This is a genomic window from Parabacteroides gordonii MS-1 = DSM 23371, assembly GCF_000969825.1.
Classification (GTDB): domain Bacteria; phylum Bacteroidota; class Bacteroidia; order Bacteroidales; family Tannerellaceae; genus Parabacteroides; species Parabacteroides gordonii.
Genome location: NZ_KQ033919.1, coordinates 2,126,098 through 2,148,840 on the forward strand (window position 1 = coordinate 2,126,098; position 22,743 = coordinate 2,148,840).

General features: G+C 46.6%; 14 protein-coding genes. 1 reads left to right on the forward strand and 13 read right to left on the reverse strand.

Annotated features, from left to right (window positions below; genetic code table 11):
- Positions 1-13 precede the first annotated feature (13 nt).
- The 6 genes from HMPREF1536_RS08430 to HMPREF1536_RS08455 form a co-directional block, all read right to left on the reverse strand.
- Entirely contained in the window at positions 14-1,498 is a 1,485-nt protein-coding gene (locus HMPREF1536_RS08430; protein ID WP_028726601.1) for a sulfatase, read from the reverse strand.
- Complete coding sequence (locus HMPREF1536_RS08435) at positions 1,495-2,430, reverse strand: endonuclease/exonuclease/phosphatase family protein (protein WP_157395704.1); 936 nt, start codon at positions 2,428-2,430, stop codon at positions 1,495-1,497. Before HMPREF1536_RS08435 ends, HMPREF1536_RS08430 begins: the two co-directional genes overlap by 4 nt.
- Before the next feature lie 8 nt (positions 2,431-2,438).
- On the reverse strand, positions 2,439-4,466 hold the full coding sequence (locus HMPREF1536_RS27850; RefSeq protein ID WP_181988988.1) for a glycoside hydrolase family protein: 2,028 nt from the start codon (positions 4,464-4,466) through the stop codon (positions 2,439-2,441).
- A 212-nt stretch (positions 4,467-4,678) separates the two neighbouring features.
- A complete protein-coding gene (locus HMPREF1536_RS08445) occupies positions 4,679-6,133 on the reverse strand; it encodes a RagB/SusD family nutrient uptake outer membrane protein (protein WP_028726603.1) in 1,455 nt (484 codons plus the stop codon).
- A gap of 12 nt (positions 6,134-6,145) precedes the next feature.
- Complete coding sequence (locus HMPREF1536_RS08450; RefSeq protein ID WP_081693259.1) at positions 6,146-9,469, reverse strand: TonB-dependent receptor; 3,324 nt, start codon at positions 9,467-9,469, stop codon at positions 6,146-6,148.
- A 149-nt stretch (positions 9,470-9,618) separates the two neighbouring features.
- Complete coding sequence (locus tag HMPREF1536_RS08455) at positions 9,619-10,635, reverse strand: FecR family protein (protein WP_028726605.1); 1,017 nt, start codon at positions 10,633-10,635, stop codon at positions 9,619-9,621.
- A gap of 140 nt (positions 10,636-10,775) precedes the next feature.
- On the opposite strand from HMPREF1536_RS08455, the gene HMPREF1536_RS08460 reads away from it, so the two are divergent.
- Positions 10,776-11,351: an RNA polymerase sigma-70 factor gene (locus HMPREF1536_RS08460; RefSeq protein WP_028726606.1), complete on the forward strand. Its 576-nt coding sequence runs from the start codon at positions 10,776-10,778 to the stop codon at positions 11,349-11,351.
- On the opposite strand, the gene HMPREF1536_RS08465 is transcribed toward HMPREF1536_RS08460, so the two are convergent.
- The 7 genes from HMPREF1536_RS08465 to HMPREF1536_RS08495 all read right to left on the reverse strand — a co-directional run bounded on the left by HMPREF1536_RS08465 (position 11,331) and on the right by HMPREF1536_RS08495 (position 22,743).
- Positions 11,331-12,800 (reverse strand): sulfatase, encoded by a 1,470-nt coding sequence (locus HMPREF1536_RS08465; protein WP_028726607.1) that lies wholly within the window; start codon positions 12,798-12,800, stop codon positions 11,331-11,333. The two genes, HMPREF1536_RS08460 and HMPREF1536_RS08465, sit on opposite strands and share 21 nt — an antisense overlap.
- A 38-nt stretch (positions 12,801-12,838) precedes the next feature.
- Positions 12,839-14,371, reverse strand: coding sequence for a sulfatase family protein (locus HMPREF1536_RS08470; protein WP_028726608.1), 1,533 nt, complete (start codon positions 14,369-14,371; stop codon positions 12,839-12,841).
- A gap of 109 nt (positions 14,372-14,480) precedes the next feature.
- On the reverse strand, positions 14,481-15,791 hold the full coding sequence (locus HMPREF1536_RS08475; RefSeq protein ID WP_028726609.1) for a sulfatase family protein: 1,311 nt from the start codon (positions 15,789-15,791) through the stop codon (positions 14,481-14,483).
- Between the two features lie 29 nt (positions 15,792-15,820).
- The gene (locus tag HMPREF1536_RS08480; RefSeq protein ID WP_028726610.1) at positions 15,821-17,407 is read right to left on the reverse strand and encodes a sulfatase family protein; all 1,587 of its coding nucleotides are present in this window, start codon (positions 17,405-17,407) and stop codon (positions 15,821-15,823) included.
- 4 nt (positions 17,408-17,411) lie between these two features.
- A complete protein-coding gene (locus HMPREF1536_RS08485; RefSeq protein WP_028726611.1) occupies positions 17,412-18,830 on the reverse strand; it encodes a sulfatase family protein in 1,419 nt (472 codons plus the stop codon).
- Positions 18,831-18,880: 50 nt separating this feature from the next.
- On the reverse strand, positions 18,881-20,395 hold the full coding sequence (locus HMPREF1536_RS08490) for a sulfatase family protein (protein ID WP_081693260.1): 1,515 nt from the start codon (positions 20,393-20,395) through the stop codon (positions 18,881-18,883).
- An 11-nt stretch (positions 20,396-20,406) separates the two neighbouring features.
- The gene (locus HMPREF1536_RS08495; protein ID WP_028726613.1) at positions 20,407-22,743 is read right to left on the reverse strand and encodes a glycoside hydrolase family 20 protein; all 2,337 of its coding nucleotides are present in this window, start codon (positions 22,741-22,743) and stop codon (positions 20,407-20,409) included.

Below are 22,743 nucleotides of genomic sequence, written 5' to 3' on the forward strand. Positions count from 1 at the left end.
ATATCTTTCAGAATCAAGGCAACCCTAAAGACTTATTGGTCGACTTCGACAAGGGAATAGAGGCATCCACCGATTGCAGGTATTCACGCAACTCTTTCCGCAAAGCCTCCGCTTTCGCCGGTTCCTTTTCTATCAGATCGGTCGTCTCACCTATATCCTCTTTCAAGTTGAACAACTCCGCCCGTTGGTCGGCATAATGCCAAATCAACTTCCAATCTCCTTTACGGATGACACTGTACGGGTCGTTTATGTCATAAATATGCGGATAATGCCAAAAGAAAGATCGGTTCTTGTCCATAGACTTCTTCCCTCTCAATAAAGGAGAGAAATCACGACCGTCTACCGTTCCTATATTTTCTGCAAATTCCGTTGCCGAAGCCAAAGATAAAATAGTGGGATAAATATCTTCTATGATAACCGGAGCGTCACAAACCGATCCCGCCTTCGTCATACCCGGTACCTTTACCAACATCGGCACACGGATCCCGCCTTCATAAGGCGTTATCTTATGCCCTCTAAGCGGAGGATATTTTTTAGCTTGACGCGGCTGGCCGTTGTCCGACATAAATATGATTATCGTATTGTCTTCAATCCCCAAACGGCGGACATGTTGCATCAGGTCGCCCAAAGACTTATCCATGCTTTCCAACATAGAAGCATAAATAGCTTCGAAATCCGTCAAGCCCATCTGCTTGTATTTATCCAGAAAACGGCTGTCTTCTTCCCACGGGGCATGGATAGCATAGTGGGACATATAAAGATAAAACGGCTTTTTCTCATCTACCGCCTTTTCCATCTCACGGGTAGCCTCCAAAGTCAGTGCTTCGGTGAGATTGATATCTTTGCCATGATACTTTTCCAATCCCGGGACATCCCATTCGGTACCTCCCTTTCGGAAAGCGGCACTGAAATTACGTGTCCCATGATAACTACCCGGCCCTCCGGCTGCATGCCCTGCAATATTAACATCGAACCCCAAGTTCAATGGTTCTTCACCCGGTGTCCCGATAGCCCCCCAATGAGCTTTTCCTACATGTATCGTTTTATAACCTGCCTTTTTCAAGACGGAAGGCAGTGTTTCACGCACGCATAAAGTATGTTTAACGCCGGGAACCATGGACATGCCGTTTACGTTCCATTCCGACACGGCCACCTCTTCATTCTTTGTATGCCGGTCGGAAGATTTATCCTTAAACAATGTCCAATTCGTCACTTTGTGCCGTGCCGCATTCTGCCCGGTCATCAAACTTATACGGCTAGGTGAAGACAGAGGACAAGCATACGCCTGAGTAAACTTTATCCCCTGCAATTCCAAACGTTCCATATTGGGTGTATGGTAATGGTTGTTCAACCAAGTTCTTTCCGTGTGGAAGGCGACAGAGGTTTCCTGCCAACCCATATCATCCACCAGAAAGAAAATGATGTTGGGTTTCTCCTGAGCCATCAAAGAAGAAACCTCCATCATCGAAAATATCAATCCCGTACAAATTTTCTTCATATTTTATCTTGTTTATCTTTTATACACAAATCAATACCTACCGGATAATGATCCGACAAATAATCCGTATCTTTTTCATTATAAATAAACGCATCTGTTACCTCTTTAGCAATCAAAGGCGTTGCAAGTATAAAATCTAACCGTTCACCTACTCGTTTTCGGACTTCCTGATGCCGAGATAAATACATCAATATAGCGGTTGGAAATGTTGTTCGCTTATCTTCGGGGACATAACATCGGCAAACATCAATGAATGGCAATGACAAAAATCTTGAAATAACAGAATAATCAAAATTTCCATCCAATAAATTATGACTTTGTTTTCCTCCGTATTTCATTAACAACTCAATAGCATTCGCTTCCATATAATCTGCATCAAATGGAGAATGAGCATTCATATCTCCCATCAAAAGGCATTTATCCAATGTCTTTTCTTTTATATATTGAACAATAAACCCAGCCTCTGCACGACGTTTATCAGTATCTCCCGGATTCAAATGAGTAACCAAAATATCATATCCATAAGTTTCCACATGCAATAAACCATGTCCACAGTTTTCCAGCAATTTTGCTTTAAGATTTATCGGTTTCTTCGAAGTAATTCCGACCGGATAACCATTCTCCTTCAATATAACAGCATAAGGGTGTCCCCATTGTTGTGCCATTGCCAATAAACTTTCCTGAGTAAAGCCACACAATTCCTGTAATGCTAATATCTCAGGATCTTGTTTTCTGATCCATTCCACAAAACGGTTCTGCCGGTCTTTGTCTTTTTTCCAGTCAAAGCCATTAAACACATTGTATGAAATAATCCTTATTTTTTCATACCCTTGTTCCCAATGCCGCTCATAAGTCCGTTGAATTTCATTTTGGGCTTTTAGTGATATCCCCAAAAAGACATCTAAAAAAAAGATACAAATGATATTTTTCATAAACATAATTATTTCAATTTCAACACATGTACAATTGTATGATCATCTCCATTCATATTGAAGCCGGAAGGAACATACAACCAAGAGGGTTCCCCATTTTCCATTAATACCTGCGGACGTTCAAATTTAGGCATTTTCCCATAAAGACCTTTAGCTTTTTTCAATCGGTCTTTCCCTACATAATATTCGAACGGATAAAAACCGGCTTCTTTCCTGTCAAAAGTAATGCCATCATCCGAACTCCACAAGATACCTCCTCCTTCGTTCAGTATACCATGGTTGTCGGTAGTCAGTAAACAGATCTTGTCTTTCCAGATAAAGGCATATCCGTCTTCTATGGCTAAATTGTTACGGGTGACAGGTTCGGGATACATCACATAAGGACCTTCAATATGTTCGGCAAAGGCAACTCCCATTTGAGACTTATTCGATTTGAAGTAAAGCAAGTATCCCCCTTTGGGATGTACCAGCAGGGCAGGATTGACAACACCGTTACCGGCATTATTCGTCCAATGATCCGGGTTAGAGGAAGGAGAAAGGATACAACCGTCTTTTCCGACTTTCTTCCACGGACCGTTCAAGTGATCAGCGATCAACATGCCTATCTTTTGGTTTTTAGGATGAGGCGGTTGTTTGTAATTATCGTTAGAAATGTAGAGTAAAGCATATTTGTCTCCCACTTTATGGATGGCCGGGTTATGTATGCCGCATTTATCCCAAGTTTTTTTCCCTGTTCCGGTAAGCACGACATTCAAAAAGCGAAAAGGACCTTCCGGTTTATCGGCTATGTAATGGGCTATTTCGCTATGTGAACGCCACCCGGGATCAAACTTGTGCTCTATTTTCCAACGGGTGGCAAACAGATGTATCTTACCGTCTTCACCTTTAATGGGCGATGAACCCCATACGTGGTAACCGGGGTCGTCGATGGCTATCCCCCGGAACTCCCACCGGTCGGCTAAAACCTTCTGCTTATCTTTTGGCTCCGTTAATTTAAAGAATACGATAAACGCATCATTTCCTTTCTTGACACCGAAGCTAAGCAACGTCGGTTCTCCGTTTTCCACATACACAAAAGGACGTTCCATCCGCTCCACTTTCATGACTGTACCATCTTTCAACGGGACTTCTTTTTTACAGACCTCATAATGTTTGGCCTTTTGCCAGTTGATGCCGTCTTCGGAAGTTATCAATCCGATAAAATTACCTCCATGCGCATGAAAAATGGCATAATAACGTTTCCGGTTTTTGTCGTACCACATAGATACATCTTCGGTAGGTATATCAGCAAAAGCCGGTTTGTCTTCCAATCGAAATGGACCGGTAGGACTATCGGAAGTTCCTATCGCCTGTATTAAACGAGGTTTACTGGATTTTACATCGTCACCTTTAATAATCAGGTAATACTTACTATCTTCTCCCCGGCATATTGCGGGATTGACGGTTACGGTTCCGATAGGACCGTGAGGTTCTATCATAGGTTTGTTCATTCTTTCCCAAGGCCCTTCCAGCGATTGTGCCGTAGCGACACCAGTCCGTTGGTTAGAACGCAACAAAGGCCAGTATTTGTGTGAATATCCTGTTTTAGCAGCTTCAACCAGGTCGTTTTCCGACAACTTTTCTTTACCGGTATTGGTGGAAGTATAATACATATAATAATTGTAATCGAACTTCTTTACTTTTACATTATGGGCCGTGACGTTATCCCAATACCTTTTTCTGGCCTTCAGGACGGTTTTGCCCATTTTGTAAGGTCCCTCCGGTTTGGAGGCTGTAGCATGTGCTATTTCAGAGTGTGTCAACCAAGAGTAAAAACCGATGGATTTAGGCCATCGTGAATAGAACAGATGGTAAATTCCGGCATCATCTTTGATGATAGAATTACACCAGTTATAGTACGTGGAATCATGCACGAACAATGCCGGATCGGCCGATTGCATCATAGCCGACAAGTTGAGGTCGTCGGTCGATTGGGCAAAAGCCACGATGTTTAGCATAGAAGCTAAAAGAGTTGATATAAGATATTTTCTTTTCATGGTAAAATGTATTTATTTTTATTGTTTTAAAGAAACCATCACTATATAAGCATCGTCATCTTTTTTACACCCCATACGTTACAAGTATAAACTCAAACCATTCACCTACTCGTTTACAGACTTCTTGATATCAAAACAACAAATAATATTCCTCATGATAATGTTTAAATCAGAAGAGTAAAAACTCTTCTGATTCATAAATTTAATTGATATTACCACCCTGGATTATTTTCTTTTATATTCGGATTTTCATCCAATACAAACGCAGGCAATGGCCACAATTCACACTTCCCTTTTACCCATTTAGAACCAGGAATACCAGACATAACCTCATCTTGTATACCCCAACGAATAATATCCCATCCCCGGATATCCTCGAAAGCAAATTCAACTCTACGTTCGTGACGAATTGCTTTTCTCATTTCATCCTGGCTATAGGATGCTTTCGTTTCCAATCCGGCACGATCTCTTATCCGTTTCAATAGAGGTATCGCTTCGCTTGTCCGTCCTAATTCATTCAAAGCTTCGGCGCGGAATAAGATTACTTCAGCATAACGCATTACAATCGTGTTAATTCCTATCTGTCGAACATCTCCATAATAAAGATTTCCCTTTTTTACATCATGGGGAGTCGGGCCATAAGCGGAAGCCATCTCTCCACTATATACCAAGTCTTTACCTCCTACTGTCAATATCTCTCCGTCCTGAAAAAAGGTTGCGGCAAAACGTTTATCTCCCGGTTCAAACTCTTCCACGATACTCTTGGAACACTGTATCCAGCCATAACCTGCATGACGAGCCAGATTTACACCACGTGGCCCAAAATAAACAGGTCTCCAGTTTGTTGAAAATTCAGTCGAGTATTGTCTTTCCAATATCGACTCTTTATTATTTTCATTTTCTTCAAGATGGATAGCAGAATAATCCGCTAATAATTCATATACTCCCTGTTCTTCCAGTTTCATCACTTCGGCGGCCCACTTTTCAGCCTCCTGCCAGTTTTTCATATTAAGATAGACCAGTGATAAATGAGCCATAGCTGTTCCTTTTGTGACACGTCCGGCTTCTGCAGAAGACCATTGCAGTGGTAAGTTTTCTGATGCAAACATCAAATCTTCCAAAATCAATTTATAAACCTCATCTACTGACGAACGTTCAGGATACAAATCATCCAAAGACGTATATTCACGAGTTACCAATGGAATGCCTCCATATAAACGTACTAATCTGAAATACCAGTAAGCACGAATAAAATGAGCTTGCCCCAAAACTTCATTTTTTACTTTTTCCTGAATTTCCATAGGGGCAACATTATCTATACAGGTATTACAACGAGAAATACCTTTGTAAGCAGCATTCCATACACCTTTTACTGCCTCATGGTTTTCGTCAAACTGATAAGTAGGCATAAAACCAGTCCATCCTAAAAATGGAAATATATCATCAGACTGCATATCCCCAACAGCATCCAATCCCGGAGCCCAAAAATTAGTCGGATCATTCATTTGTTTATAGCAGGATGTTCCTGCCATAATTGCATCCTGCTCCGTTTTGTAAAAAGTATCCGGAGTAACCGTTCCATAAGGATTTTCTTCTAAGAAATCAGAACAAGCAGGCAATATGGACAAAAGCGTTGAAGCTCCCAATATATATATTATTTGTTTCATAAGACATTTTATTTAAAAATTAAGATTCAAACCAATCGTATATGAACGAGACTGCGGATAAGAGTCTCCCCATGAATTCCAGTTAGCTATACCATTAATTTCAGGATCAAATCCAGGGTAAGGAGTAATTGTCAGCAAATTCTGGCCGGCCACATATACACGTGCAGACATTGTATCTTTTACTCTAAAAGTATATCCGACCGATAAATTCTTCAATCTTAAATAATCGGCACTTTTAATTTGCCAAGAGGATACATCCGGATATTCAGCATTATATTTCACTTTGGGCATTTCATTAGTTGAACCTGGCCCTGTCCATCTGTCAAGCCAAATCGAGTTTACATTTCTTAAACCACACATAGGAAACATTCCACCAAAATACCCCCAGAACAAATCCTTACCAAAGTCTCCTTGCCAAAACATTGAAAAATCAAAGTTCTTATATTTCATTGATAAGTTCAGACCTAAAGTAGATGTTGGCATTGCGTTTGCGATATACGTTCTATCTTCAGACGTGATTTTATTATCCCCATTCAAATCTTTAAATTTAGGTGTTCCCACTTCAGCCTTCGACCATTCCGGAGAGTTCTTTATTTCCTCTTCCGTCTGATAAATTCCATCAAACACATATCCGTAAATTGAATTTATCGGATGTCCTATTTCACTTCGGGCAACTACATTATAACTATAGTTATGAGTTATGAAATCCTGTTCTCCGATCAATCCTCTTACTTCATTCTTATTATATCCATAAGTCAGCGCAGCATTTAACCATAAACCTCCGAAAGTATTATTATAACGAACTTCCAATTCAAACCCAGTGTTACGAACTTTTCCTGCATTTACTGTCGGAGATCCCTTACCTACCGTTGAAGGAATAGGATAAGATAACAATATATCACGAGTGTTCTTCACATAGAACTCTGAAACCAATGAAAGAGTATTATTTAAGAACCCCATATCCAAACCGATATTGGTTATCGTTGTCGTTTCCCATTTAATAGTAGGATCTATTAAATTAACAGAAGAGACCCCTGGTACACGGCTCGTTCCATCACCAAACAAATACCATTGATTTACATCAAGTTGGTCTGAGAAGGAATATAATCCAATCTCCTGATTACCCAATGAACCATAACTTGCACGTACTTTCAGGTTGGATAACCAACTTAAATCTTTCATAAACTCTTCTTCCGATAAACGCCATGCTATTGATCCGGAAGGGAAGTATCCAAACTTATTTTCCTTACCAAACCGGGAAGAACCATCTGCACGCAAATTGAAAGACAGTAAATAACGTGAATTGAAATTATAATTAATATTACCAAAATAAGATAACATAGACCAACGTTTCAGGCCACCGGTTGCACGCCAATCACGTTGTCCGGCATCTAAGACCTGCAAATATTCACTATCATTCAAAAAGCCTTTCACCACTGAGTCATTGTTCTTTTTCTGGCTGGCTTGCAATGACATTCCAAGCATAGCATCCACATGATGCTTACTCCAGTCTTTATTGAAATAAAGCAGATAATCGTTTTGCCATGTATATCCTAAAGACATATTATCATTCAGTTTCTGATCTGTAAAATCAAGATAATCACCGTAGATATCAACTCTAGGATAGTACTTTTTTGAATTTTGGGCCGCAAAGTCGATACCTCCCGTCACTTTAAACTTTAACTCGTCCAATATTTGATACTCAGCATAAACATTAGCCAATGCACGCCACATACTCTCTTTATGTCCCTTATATAGTTCTGTCAAATACATCGGATTGGCAGAATTGCCTTCTCCATTTTCCGTACTGGTTCCCCAAGAGCCATCTTCTTTGTACACCGACATAGTTGGAGCGGCTATAACAGCTGCACTTAAAGGTTGGGAATTCCCATAAGACTCATTCCATGTTAACGTTACAGAATTACCCACTTTTAATTTTGGCAAAATCTTACTATCCCCATTGAAACGAAAACTGGCACGGTCATATCCAGTATTCTTAACAATACCTTCCTGGGTAAAAAATGTCCCCGAAACATAATAATTAGTTTCATCCGTTGCTTTTGAGAAATTCACATTGTATTCTTGAACAGGTGCCAAATGAGTTACTTCTTTTACCCAATTTGTCCCTTTTCCATAATAAGCAGGTTCATGCGAAAACATTGATTCCATACCAGCATTTGCCCGTGCTTCATTTTGCAACATTACAAACTGCTCTGCATTCAATACATCATAATCCTTCATTAATGTCTGTACAGACACATAGGCATTAACACTTAGTTTTCCAATACCTTTCGTTCCCCGTTTAGTCGTTATCAAAAGAACGCCATTAGCGGCACGAGCTCCATAAATCGCTGCAGAAGAAGCATCTTTCAATACACTGACGGACTCAATATCATTCGGATCAATTGTCTCGATGCCATAATCAACAGCCTGCCCATCAACAACCAAAAGCGGATTATTTTTTGTATTAGAATTATCTTCATTAACTCCTAACGTACCCATACCGCGTATACGGATGGTAGAACCGGCTCCAGGCTTTCCGTTATTTTGGGTAATCTGAACTCCTGACAGATGTCCTTTGATCATGGACGAAACCGAATTAGTCTGTATATCTCCCATATCCTCCGGACGGACAGAACCGACAGCACCAGTCAAATTTACTTTCTTTTGTGTTCCATATCCTACCACAACGACTTCATCTAGAGCTTGTGTATCTTCATGTAAAACAATCCGGATTATACTATCTTTCCCAACTTTTACTTCTGCCGGATTATAACCGATATAAGTAACCTGTAAGACCGCTCCACCAGGAACCTCCAAAGCAAACTTACCATCCACATCCGTGATTGTCCCATTGGTAGTCCCTTTTACTACCACATTAGCCCCGATCACAGGTTCCCCGCTTTTATCTACTACAATACCCGTTATCTTTTTTCCAAGCTGCTGTAATGCCATTCCTTCTGCAGAAAGAATAATCTTCTTATCCAACACCGAATACCCGATATTCGTTCCTGCAAATATCTGGTCAAGAACTTTGAATATGTCACTTTTCTTTTCAAAAACAGATACCCGACGCTGCAAATCAATGTGCCGATTATTAAAAAAGAAAGTAAACTCAGACTGGTCTTCGATCTCATTCAGAACATCTTTGACTGTCTGATTACGAGCCTCTAGACTCACCGTGGCCTTCTGGGCATAACTGTTCGTGGCTTGTACCAACCCTATAGAGCTGATAATAAAAACAAATAATAGCCTCATAACGAATGGAATCTTTTTTAAAGTTACCCAAAGTGACTTTGTCACCCATAATAATTGGGTACAAAAATAATTTTGCATAATTTTGTTGTGCTAAGTAAAAAAATAGTTGATTACTATGCTTGTCGCCAAACAAGCATTTAAAGTTAACTCATTTCATACGGGATAATACGCCAATATTATTCCGTATGTTTTTTAAGGTGGAATGCTTTTCATGATACATACTGTTTTTAATAAATTTCTATTCTCGTCTTCTCTTTAGAAGTTTCTTTTGTATCGATATATCGCCATCTTAAATCAGATGATATTTTAAACACTTCCAATATGCGCTCCAAACGTTGGTTAGTAAAAGATCCTGTAAAAGAATCTCTTTCATACCTTATAGTAGAGACAACGAACTCTACATTATATCGTTTTTCCAACATTCGCAAAGCTTGTTGGAACGGAGTATCCAGAAAAACAATACGTCCGTCTTTCCAGGCTACTTCCGACTCCCCGGTTGTTTTATATACCCGGGCTTGCATCCTGTTTGAATCATAGACCAGTTTCTGTCCGGGTTCCATGACTATGCTTTTCGATTGGTCACCTCCGGAATAAGCAAAACGAATTTTACCTTCCATCAAAGTCGCAGCAATCATGGTATCTTTTTCAAAGGCTTCTACATTAAAGGATGTGCCCAAGACCTCTATTTGTGCATTGTGAGGGGTAGATACTATAAAACGCTGCTTTTCATTCTTCGTTACATTGAAATAGGCTTCTCCCATTAATGTTACCATTCTTTGATCTCCCTCAAAAGAAGAAGGATATCGTAATGTTGACTCCGAATTCAAACAAACAGTCGTTCCATCCGACAAATCCAGTGTAGTAGTCATTCCCGGGTTGGTCTTAACCTCTACCATCCTGACTTCACGTGGAGACTCCTTTTCCATATTCTGTACCACAATTGTAATTAATGCGGGAATAAGCAATACAGCAGCAATACGCTGTATCCGATTCCACCAAATGTACCTTCTTTTTGTCTCCATACCGGAAAAAACCTTTTCTAACGCTTTTTCCGTATTAACTTTTTCCAGTATATTTATCGTATCGGTCGCCAGATAAATGGTATGTATTTGCTTGGCAATCCGCCTATTTTCGTCTGATTGCTTTATCCACACCTCTACGATCTTTCTCTCTTCCGGAGAAACAGCTCCTTCACAATAACGTGGAAGTAACTCATTAACTATATCTGAATATTCTTGCTTCATTTATCCTCGTTTATATATTAGACAGGAGAGATGACAGGGATTCCTAAACAAGAACTTACTTTTTTAGAAAAAAATAGTATAAGGGCTATTTCCATATAAAAAAAGCCTACTTTTGTATTACAGGAAAGAGAAATAGCATCATGAATAAAAATCATTTTTTAGAAGATAAACAGCTTTTGTCCGCTATCCGGATAGCGGACAAAAATGCATACGCATTTTTATTCAAGAAATATTACCCGATCCTTTGTGCTTACGGCAATAAGTTTATCGAACTGAAAGATGCAGAAGAAATCGTACAAGATGTCATGTTATGGTTATGGGAAAACCGCACAACTCTCCAAATCGAGACATCCCTCAGCCAATATCTATTCAGGTCGGTCTACCACCGGGCCATGAACAGGCTTGAAAGCAAACAGGCTCAAAACCGGGCTGACACCCTGTTTTACGAGCAAATGCAAGAGATGCTACAGGATACCGACTACTATCAAATTGAAGAATTAACGAAACGCATAAAAGAAGCCATCGACAAACTACCTGAAAGTTACCGGGAATCATTCGTCATGCACCGATTCCAAAACATGAGTTATAAAGAAATCGGTACACAACTAGGCATATCCCACAAGACTGTCGATTACCGCATACAACAAGCCCTCAAATTATTACGTATCGAATTAAAGGATTATTTACCGATAATATTACCTTTTTTGATGTATTAGTAACGGGAATAACTTTTCCACGACATCCGGCTTTTCCTCGTAAATATTCTTGCGCTCAAAGATATCTTTATCGTATTCATACAACTCCATAATCGTATCCTTTTTCCCTATATAACGACTCAGGCGGAAGCGAGGAGTCCTCACGCTGATGCCATTCCCGAAATAACTGTAAGCAATATCTTCCCAATCCGCATCTTCAGGCGATGTCAGTTGTTTTACGAAGCTACGGCCATCCAGTCCCTCCGGACAATCCACACCGCAAAGTTCCATCAATGTCGGATAGATGTCCACCGAACTGACGATCCGCCTGTTTTTAACACCTTGTTTCGTCCCCGGGGCTTTAACGATAAGCGCACTGCTCAGCGAAACATCATGCAGCGTGTGTTTGCCCCACACCCGGTAGTCGCCCAGTTGCCAGCCATGATCGCCCCACAAGATAATGACCGTATTATCGGCCAGCCCTGACTCTTCCAATGCATCCAGCACTTTGCCGATCTGGGCATCCACATAGCTGACACAGGCAAAATAAGCGTGGCGGACTTTACGAGCATACGGGTCGGAAAGCCTCTTCTCCAGCGATGCTTTCTCTTCTCCCAGCTCATACCCATTAAACTCTCCACTATTCAGTAACGTAGACAAATGGCACCCCTCCGGAATATCCGGTGTTGGAGATAAAGGGATAGCCTCCTCGTCATACATATCCCAATATTTCTTTGGAGCCGTGAACGGCAAGTGAGGCTTGAAGAATCCTACCGCCAGACAGAAAGGCTCTCCTTTCCCCGCCAGTTCCTTCAGTTTACCGACAGCCAGATTGGCTGTCAGTCCGTCGGGCAAGCCTTCGTCCGGGATGTCGGCACATTCGTAAGGTTTCACCTGCCTCTTCTCGCTTTGCCGGTTCGTGCCGTTCGAATAGCCGAAAAAGGCATTCCATCCGGTCTTCCATTGTCCGGCATCGAAAAGCATCTCATCCCAACTGTAGGGTAGTTCCGGTTTTGTGCCCACCGGATCGTTGTAGGCATACAACATCCCGTCCGCTGCATGGCTGATCTTGCCTATGCCTACCGTATAATAGCCGTTACGTTTCAGATGATGAAACATCGTTTCGGGATGTTCACCTTCCGCCTTGTCCGACAGGCGGATATGGCAAGCCTCGTTTGTCAGGTCCGATTTGTCCCGTGGCAACATGCCGGTCAGCATACTCGCCCTCGATGCTCCGCTAGTCGGGATCTGAGTATAATGATTGAAGAAAAGGCTCCCTTCTGATGCCAACTTATCCATATGGGGTGTCTTGACGACGGAGCCGTAGCTCCCCAGTTCATGCCGCAAGTCGTCCACGCAGATAAATACAACGTTCGGACGCGGAGCTTCTTTCTTTTCAGCCGTACAAGCTCCAAGGAGAAACGGGGTACCTGCCAGGATACCCCAGCTGTTTGTTATTCTATGCTTCATGGTATAGTTTATTATTTAGGAGGTGAAGATACGCTTTTTCAGCGAGACTCTTCCGTTATCCACGGCAATTGCCTCCACGGATATGCTCCGTCGTTCTTTTGCGGCAGTCCCGGGGTACTTCTTCCCTCTTCCACATAGCGGACGAGCAGGTCACGCAAGCGACTAGCTATTTCAGGGTTTGCCTCATAGACGTTGCAAGTCTCTTCGGGGTCTTTCTCCAGGTCGTAGAGCTGGTATTCTGGGGTACCTTCCTGCGGTTTGAGCGGCTCGCTCCAACCTCCTGAATAGGAAGAAAGGAGAAGTTTCCATTTACCCTGGCGGATGGCGAAGGAGCCGTCGATAGAATGATGCACGGTGGCTTCGCGGATCTTCTCTCCCGTTTCGGGAGCGGTCAGGAGGGGAAGGATATTATAGCTGTCTTCCGCCTCGTTGTCGGCCAACGAATAACCGGTGAGGGCAGCAAAGGTCGCCATGAAGTCGGTCAGGCAAACGGTTTGCTTCACACGCCGGGGTTCAGATTGTGCCGGCCAGCGGACGATACAGGGAACATGGTGGCCACCTTCGAAGAGGTCGGATTTCATGCCGCGGAAGATGTAGCTGGGGTCGTGACCCTTCTGTCCCAGCAATTCGAAGTCGGCACGCGGCGAGCAACCGTTGTCGGAGGTGAAGACGACGATCGTGTTGTCGGCAATCCGGTTCTTTTCCAATGCTTCGAGGATACTTCCAACCACGGCATCCGACTGCATGACGAAGTCGGCATACTCGTTGAGTTTCGACTGGTCGCGGAACTCGTCGGTCGGTACGATCGGTGTATGGGGCGACGTGAGGGGGAAATAGAGGAAGAAAGGTTTGTCGCCGGCTGCCGACCGGTCGATGTAGTCGACGGCCTTCTTCTCCAGCTCGGGTAGTATCTCCTTCATCTCCCATCCGGGGAGGCCTCTACCTGCACGGCTGTCCATTGCCTGGCTGACGGGGTAATACGTATCGGGCAGTCCCACTGTGCGGCGGTTTTCGATAAAGCAGTACGGGGGATAATTGGGGGCATCCACGCCGAAGAAATAGTCGAAGCCGACGTCGCGGGGGCCTCCGGTAATCTCTCTCGTGAAGTCGAGGTTGTATTCGTCCGGCTTGTCCACCGGCTTCTTTCCGTCTTTTGTGGGGAAGTGGAAGCCCAAGTGCCATTTGCCGATGCAGGCGGTGTTGTATCCCTGGTTGCGGAGCATGCTTGCCATCGTGGTGCGTCCGGTAGGGATGAGCGGGGTGTCGTACCAATGGAGGACGCCGTTTTTCAACGTCGACCGCCAGTTGTAACGACCTGTCAGTACGCCGTAGCGTGTTGGGGTACTGACAGCCGAACTCGAATGGGCATCACCGAAGACGACACCTTCGGCCGCCATCCTGTCGAGGTGGGGCGTTTGGATCTTCCCCTTTTCGTTCAGGAAAGAGAGGTCTCCGTAACCCAGGTCGTCGGCCAGGATGAAGATGATATTCGGTTGTTTCTTGTCACGTGCAGCCATGTTCAGGGACATGCCGGCTGCGAGGCATGAGAGTAGAATCGTTTGTGCTTTCATGATGTGTGAATGTCTTAAAATCAGATAGTGTAAAGGTAGTGTTTGCGGGAGATATGACCTTTACACTATCCGTGCTTTATTTTGCATAATCCGTTATCGGAGTGGTGCGTTACGGAGTCTTCCGTGCTGCATCGTAACGGTCTATGACTGATTTTAATGTCCGGTATACGTTGCGCTGTTTCTTGGTGAGGGCTATCAGCGACAGGGGTGCTTTTTCTTCGAAATCCTGAGACACATCGTAGAATTCGCCTGAGCGGTATAGCTTGTATTGCTTGTCGCGGGCGAAGGCTTTCGCCTTCCTGTCGTCTACTTCCCGGGGGGCATACCAGCAATAGACCCATTCTCTTGCTTTATGCTTTTTCCCCAGCAGCTGGGGATAGAAGCTTTTGCCGTCCGACTGAATCGAATCAGGGACGGAAACGGAAGCAGCCTCACACAGTGTCGGCAAGAAATCGGTAAAGTCGACCAGATTGTCGTTCACTTCTCCTTTCAGACCACCCGGGCATGAGACTATAAGGGGAACGTGCACGCCCGCGTCGGTGGTCAGTCCTTTACCGCCGGGATACGGTTTGCCGTTCAGCCGGGAGGAGACGACCGTACGATCGGTACCGTTATCGCCCGTAAAGACGATCAGGGTGTTGTCTGTCAGCCCCAGGCGATCCAGTTCGTCCAATAGCTTACCGATCAACTTATCCGTATAGTTCACCATGTCGGGGAAGTGGATCGGATTGCCTGCATACGTCTTCGACCGTTCGACCTTCCAATCCTTCGAATCGGGCGTGGAGACGAAAGGGCAATGTGTCAGAATCATCGGGTAATAGGCAAAGAAGGGCTGTTCCTTGTTTTCCCGCATAAAGTCTATGATGAAGTCGCAAGCCACATCGGGACCGAATTCACCTTGCGTATACTCTACCGAACGGCCGTTGTACTCCATCACCGGGTTGGCATACCTGGAGTCGCCTCCTCCGGGTGCATAAGCACCTGCTGCATGTTGCCACAAGCAAGACTGTTCGAAGCCGAAATGCTGCGGAGAGTCGAGCTCTTTGCCCAGTTGCCATTTACCGGCGATGCAGGTGGCATATCCTTTCTTCTGTAACAAGTTGCCGAAGGTCACCTCTTTACGATCCAGTTGCCCGAAGGCGACATAGTTACGCACATTATACTTGCCGGTCATCAGTTGTACCCGGCTGGGGGTACTCAACGGGTTGGAATAGCAACGGTTGAAGCGGATACCCCGGTTGGCCAGCCGGTCGATGTTAGGAGTCGAATAGGTGTCCGAACCGTTGGCACTGAGACATTCGTACCCGAAGTCGTCGGCCATGATCAGAAGGATATTCATCGGACGATGGCCGGCTTCTTCCGCATACAAGGTAGCGGAGCAAAGGGCAAGCAGCCCGATAAACGTTGTTCTATTATTCATATTATGTTACAGCTATAAATCAAACAATGTTACCAGTAATACTTGTCCATAATCTCTTTCATGCGCGGCGTCTCACTGTCTGTGTCGCCCAGAGCGCGGCGCTGACGAATCATTTCACGTTTCATTTCATCGATTACCTCTTCATATCCAGGGGCACCGTAGAGGTTGTGATCCTCTTTGGGGTCGGCCAACAGGTCGTAGAATTCCCACGACGGAGTGCCGGGCGTTTTCTCCGATCCGGTAGCATTCAGGCGATCGGCATAGAGGAACATCAGCTTATAGCGGTGGTTGCGAATCCCCATGTGGGCCGGCCGGATGCCGTGGTGCGTCCAGTAACGGTAGTACATCGTTTGCCGCCAGTCGGCCGGGGCTTGTCCTTTCAGATTATCGCGAAAGCTGCGTCCCTGCGATTTATCGGGAGCATCTACTCCGGCATAATCGGCCAACAATGAGGCAAAGTCGACGTTCAGGATGATATCGTGGTTGCGCGTACCGGCAGGTATTTCTTTCGGGTAACGGATTACGAACGGCATGCGCAGAGGTTCTTCGTACATCATGCGTTTATCGAACATGCCATGCTCGCCGAGGAAATAACCCTGGTCGGAGACGTAGACGACGATCGTATTCTCAGCCAGCCCTTCTTCATCGAGGAAACGTAGAAGACGGCCGATATTATCATCTATCGTAGCCCCGCAGCGCAGATAGTCGCGGATAAGTTTCTGATAGGTTTCGCGGCGAGCTGTTTCCTTGTCCATTCCTTCACGTGAGAAAGGCAGTTCCGGGTATTTGCACCACCATTTATCGGGGTCTTTGGAGGCTGTTTCCCAACGGACAGCCATATTCTCTAATTGTTGTCCGTCGAAAGTACGTCCGGAGGCTTCACGACCGAATTCCATCAGGTTTGCCGGCTCCGGGAAAACAACATCGTCGTAGAGATGCTTCATCCGTTCCGGGAAATCCCAGGGTTCGTGTGTTGCCTTGAAATGGCAGCACATCATGAAAGGTTTCTCTTTGTCGCGTTCACGTATCCAACGGATTGTCTTGTCGGTTACCTGATCGGTGGAGAAGCCTTTTTCTTTTTTGCCGCTTCTTCCTTTGTTATCGTCTATCCATCCGTCGGCGGTCTTGAATACCGGATCGATATAATCGCCCTGATCATGGAAAACACTGAAGTAATCGAAGCCCATCGGCTGTGTTTTCAGGTGCCACTTCCCTATCAGTGCCGTTTGGTAGCCGCCTTGCTGCATCTGCTTGGCGATATTATCAGCCTGCGGGTCGAGGGCATCGCTCAGGGTATAAACACCGTTGCGATGACTGTAAGCTCCGGTCATGATAGCTGCCCGGCTGGGCACGGATATAGAGTTCGTACAGAAACAGTTGTCCAGTACGCAGCCCTCGGCGGCCAGACGGCGGATGTTTTCATTCTTCACGTAATCGGCCAGCACGCCTCCGTAGATACCCCATGCCTGGGCCGTATGGTCGTCGGAGAGGATAAAGAGGATGTTCGGACGGCTTTCTTTCGCAGTCGGCTGATTTCCGGCAGCCGATGCCGGAGCGGGGAGCACGACCGATAACAGGCCGGCTCCCGCCAGGAATAAATCTTTCAGTTGTTCCATATCATTATTTCTTTTTATCGACTAAACCATGCTGACGTTGTCCGGTCGGTTTGCGGCGGGTCAGGTTGTCGCCCAGGTCGGCGCGCATATCGTCGGCTATCTTCATCAGGCGTTGTGCCACTTCGGGATATTGGGAGATCACGTCGTAGCGCTCACCCGGATCACGACGCAGGTCGTAGAGCACGGCCTTGCGGATTTCCTTCACGGTCAGGTTGCCCGGCTGACCGTCGTTGCCCGGCACATACTCTTCGTAAGTGGCATGCTTGTGGGGGAAAATCAGCTTGAATGTTCCGTCGGTAACGGCTTCGAGGTCGTTCTTATTGAAGTAGTAGACGAAAGAGGTACGCGGATTGGCATCCTTCTCACCTTTGATGAGAGGCAGCAGGCTGACTCCATCGATCTTATGCGCAGGAAGCGATGCCTGGCTGATCTCGGCAATTGTCGGGAAAAGGTCGATGTTGGAGGCCAGCTTGTTGCAGCTTGTACCCGGTTCGATCTGTCCTTTCCAGTACATCACACAGGGCACGCGGTTGCCACCGTCGAAAGTGGTCGCTTTGGCTTCGCGCAGTCCGCCGGCCGAACCGGCATGGTTGCCGTAGTTTGCCCAAGGGCCGTTGTCGGAGGTTAGTACCACCAGCGTGTTTTCTTCCAGACCTTCTTCACGGAGGGCTTTTAAAACTTCTCCTACACTCCAGTCGATCTCCATCATCACATCCCCGTAAAGTCCCTGCTCGCTCTTCCCCTTGAATTTGTCGGAAACGGCTAGCGGCACGTGCGGCATGGAGTGTGCCAGATAGATCAGAAAGGGATTATTTTTGTTCTTGCGGATAAAGTCGACGGTACGGGTGGTATAGTCGGTCGTGAACTTCGTCTGGTCGGTGTTGTAGCCTGCCACTTCATTTCCGTCGATGGTCGGCAGGTCGGGGAAGTTGAACACTTCTCCCTGCTGGGGGTGATAGGGCCACATATCGTTTGAGTAAGGTAATCCGTAGTATTCGTCGAACCCGTTTTGCAAAGGGAGGAACTGTCGGGCATCGCCCAGATGCCATTTTCCGAAGATAGCGGTGCTATAGCCTTTCTGCTTCACCAATTCTCCCAGGGTGACTTCGTCTTCATGGATACCGTAGGGGCTGTTGGGACCCGGTGCACCGGAAAAGCCAATGCGGTTCGGATAACAACCGGTGAGCAACCCGGCACGGGAAGCCCCGCTGATAGGTTGCCCCGCCAGAAAGTGGGTAAAGCGCATCCCTTCGGCTGCCATCCGGTCGATATTGGGGGTTTTATAACCGATGGCTCCGTTGAAAGAAAAATCGCCATACCCTACATCATCGAGGTTGATCACTATAAAGTTCGTAGGGCCGGTAGCCTGTGTACATACAGGAAGGGCGGCACCGACCATCAATAAAGAAAGTGTATGTTTCATTTTATTTTGTTGTTATTTATTGTTAGTTGTATTATCTGCTTCACTCTCCGTCAGCGGCTTCTTCCCGAAGATACATACCGGTCGAGCAGTTGTTTCATCGAACGTACTTTGTCGGGATGGGAAGCTATCAGGTTAAATTGCTCGGTAGGGTCTTCCTTCAGATTATATAACTGTTCCGCCGGAAGATGCGCGGCCTGCTTCTCCGGAAGCGACCAGCCGCCCGAGCCGTGTGCATCCAGATAGACCCAGTCACCCTGACGCAAGGCGAAATAACCTTCGATGGAATGATGGATTGTGGCTTCGCGCAGCGGTGACGTGTAAGGTTGTCCGGTAAGGATTTTCCAGAAGCTGTAGCTGTCTTCGCCTGCGTTGTCAGCCAAAGACAGACCGGTCATCTCAGCGCAGGTAGCCATCAGGTCAGTCGTGCAGATGACCTCGTCACATTGCTTGCCTTCTTTTATCTGCTGAGGCCAGGAGACAATGAAGGGGACGCGGTGGCCACCTTCCCAGATATCGGACTTCTTGCCTGAGAAATGAGCATTTGCCCGGTGGCCTGTCTCTTCGATATCTTCCGGATTCCAGCTCGAGCCGTTGTCACTGGTGAAAACGATGATGGTATTTTCCAGCTGTCCGCTTTCCCTGAGCGCCTGCCGTACCTGACGCACAACGTCGTCGACCATACAAACGAAATCACCGTAAACTCCTGCTCCCGACTTACCTTCAAACTCCGCCGAGGGTAGCCAAGGGGTATGCGGGGCGGTAAGCGGGAAATAGAGGAAGAACGGTTCCTTGCGTCCGGCAGAACCGGTGATATATTCAACAGCTTTGCGGGTGAAATGTTGCAGGCAGTCGGCATGATCGAAGTTATCTGCTTTATCGCCGTGACGGTACCACATCCCGCGCGCTTTGTCGTTGCGCCAGGTGGGAGTATGGGTACTGACCGGACTGTTCACCTGCCCATTTTCCACATAGACGTAAGGGGCGATATCGAGCGAGGCCGGCAAGATATAACTGTAATCGAATCCGTGGTCGGACGGACCTCCGTGGACGGGACCGGCGTAATCGATATTGCCGGTATCCGTTATGTCCCAGGGATTGCCGGTAAAAACAGGCTTCGTCGTGTCGTGACGCGCCCAGTCGAGTCCCAGGTGCCATTTCCCGATACAGGCCGTATGATAGCCGCCCTTACGGAGCAGTGTGGCGACCGTTTCGCGTCCCGGTTCGATCAGTGAGGGGTCGTGACCTACCAATACGCCGTTTTTCAGGCGCGAACGGAAGGCATAACGGCCGGTCAGTATCCCATAGCGGGTCGGCGTGCTGACGGCCGAGTTGGTATGTGCATCGGTAAATGCAATACCTTCGGCAGCCAGGCTGTCGAGAGCCGGGGTAGGTATTTTACATGCGGGGTTATAGGCACGAATGTCGCCATACCCCATGTCGTCCGCCAGGATGTAGACGATGTTGGGAATTGTTTTCTCCTCGCCGGCCGGGGCTTTCTTCTGTCCGTTGCAGGACGGCAGGAGCAGAAGGGCGGAACCGGCGGCCAATGTGAGTGTTGTTCTCATGATATGTCGTTTTATTTAATGATAATCTCGTCAATGAAAAGGAATGCGCTTTGTCCGGCATTCTTCGTTCCCTCAGGCACACACGCCGAACGGATGAAGACTTTGACATAGCGGGCATCTACCTGAGCGAAACCGGTCGTATGGGTCTTGATCCCGTCTGCTCCGGCATTTCCTTCCGAAGGGATGGCAGCAGAGGTTATTTCCCGGAATGTCTTGCCGTCATCGGAAATATGTACGGAGATCCCGGCGGCGTCCCATATACCGTCCCGTTTCATAACCAGGGAGTGGAATGTCACTTCGCTTATCTTCCGTGAGGTCCCAAGGTCGATTACCGCTTCCAGATCGTTGCCGATGAAGCCAAGCCAGCGTCCGGTCTTATAGTTGGTGTTGCCGAACAAGCCGTCGGTCAGTTCCGGTCCGCCGTTAAAGGCATAACGTCCGCTAGGTTTCGTCAGCAGGCTGACCGGATGAAGCACCGACAATCCTTCGTTGACTTGTTCCGTGAAAACGCGTCCGGGTTGTCCTTCACGGATCACACGGGCTTTCAAGATGGTTCCGGGTGCCAGTTTCAGGGGAGCTTCGTATGTCGTGCTACCTGAGGCGGGGTCGCTTCCGTCTACCGTATAGACAATCCGGTAATCGCTACCCGGCGCTGTCAATTCGGCTTTCAGGCTTCCTTCTTCCGGCACAGGTGTAAAGGCGGCTTGCACATCCTCGATATGGCGGGCATAGTTGTATCCTATGCGGTCGTATAGCTTCACAAAACGGAATAGGCGAGACATAAACCCGCTGAAGTCCTTCTGCCCCGGGTTCAGCCATTGTACTTCCGCCAAGGCTGCCATACGGGGCAGAGTCATGTATTCGACCTGCTTGTAGGTGGTCATGTATTCGCTCCACAGGTTGGCCTGTGCACCGACGATGTATTTTTGCTCTTCCGCAGTCAGCTGGTCGGCCGGGACGGGTTCGAAAGAATAAACCTTCTCGACAGGCAGGTAACCGCCGTTGGCGAGGGGTTCTTCTTCCACACGGTCGGTCTGGTAGAAGTCGAAGTAGACAAAGCCGTTCGGACTCATAATGACCGGGTGCTTTTGCCGGGCGGCTTCGATACCGCCTCCCATGCCGCGCCAGCTCATGACGGTTGCCTGCGGGGCAAGACCTCCTTCCAGTATCTCGTCCCAACCGATGATTTGCCGTCCTTTGCTGTTCACGAAACGTTCGATACGGGTCATGACATAGCTCTGTAAACGGTTCTCGGCCGTGTGCTTCTTGTCGGCTTTCAACCCTTCGGCTTTAATGCGGACCTGGCATTTCGGGCATTTCTCCCAACGTACCTTCGGACATTCGTCTCCTCCCACATGGATATATTCGGAAGGGAACAGGTCGATTACCTCTGCCAATACATCTTCCACAAACGACAGTGTTTGGTTGTTGCCGGCACACAGCACATCGTCTTTTACTCCCCAACGGGTACCGACCTCGTAGGGGCCTCCGGTACATCCCAATTCCGGGTAAGAGGCAAGTGCCGCACTCATGTGCCCGGGTAAATCTATCTCGGGAATGATCGTGATATACCGCTCGGCGGCATAGGCGATCACATCACGTATTTCGTCCTGTGTGTAAAAGCCTCCATAAGGTTTGCCGTCATATCCGTCGGTATTCCGTCCGATAACGGTCTCTTTACGGATCGAACCGACCTCTGTCAGGCGTGGGTATTTCTTTATCTCGATACGCCATCCCTGGTCGTCGGTCAGATGCCAATGCATCGTATTGACATTATGCAGGGCAAGCATATCGATAAAGCGTTTCACGGAGTCGACGGTAAAGAAATGGCGTCCGACATCGAGCATCATGCCGCGGTAAGCGAAACGAGGATGGTCGTTAACTGCGGCTGCCGGCAGTTCTATCGGTATCCGGTCGCAAACGGGTAAGGACTTACGCAGGGTTTGCATCCCATAAAATATACCTGCAGGGGTGGAACCGGCTACTTCAACCGTATTCTCTGTCACTACCAGTCGATATCCTTCTTTCTCTTTTATCTGTTTATCCGTCAACAGGCGGATAAGCTTTCCCGATGCACCGCCTTCTTCTTTAACCTGTAAGCGGAAACCGGTAGCTTCTTCGATATAGCCGGATAGAAGCTGGGCATTATGAGACAGGGCGGAATCTCCCAATGGGTAGACAATGGACGTTTTACCGGTCAGGAGAAACGGATTTCCCTGTTTTATAGCGATCTGTTTAGGCAGGGGGACAACTTCGTAATTGCCCGAGGCAGGCTTTTGCGGTGAACAACTTATTATAAGCAAAACGACCGCAGAGAGAAGTGCAAGTACTTTTATTCGTATATCCAT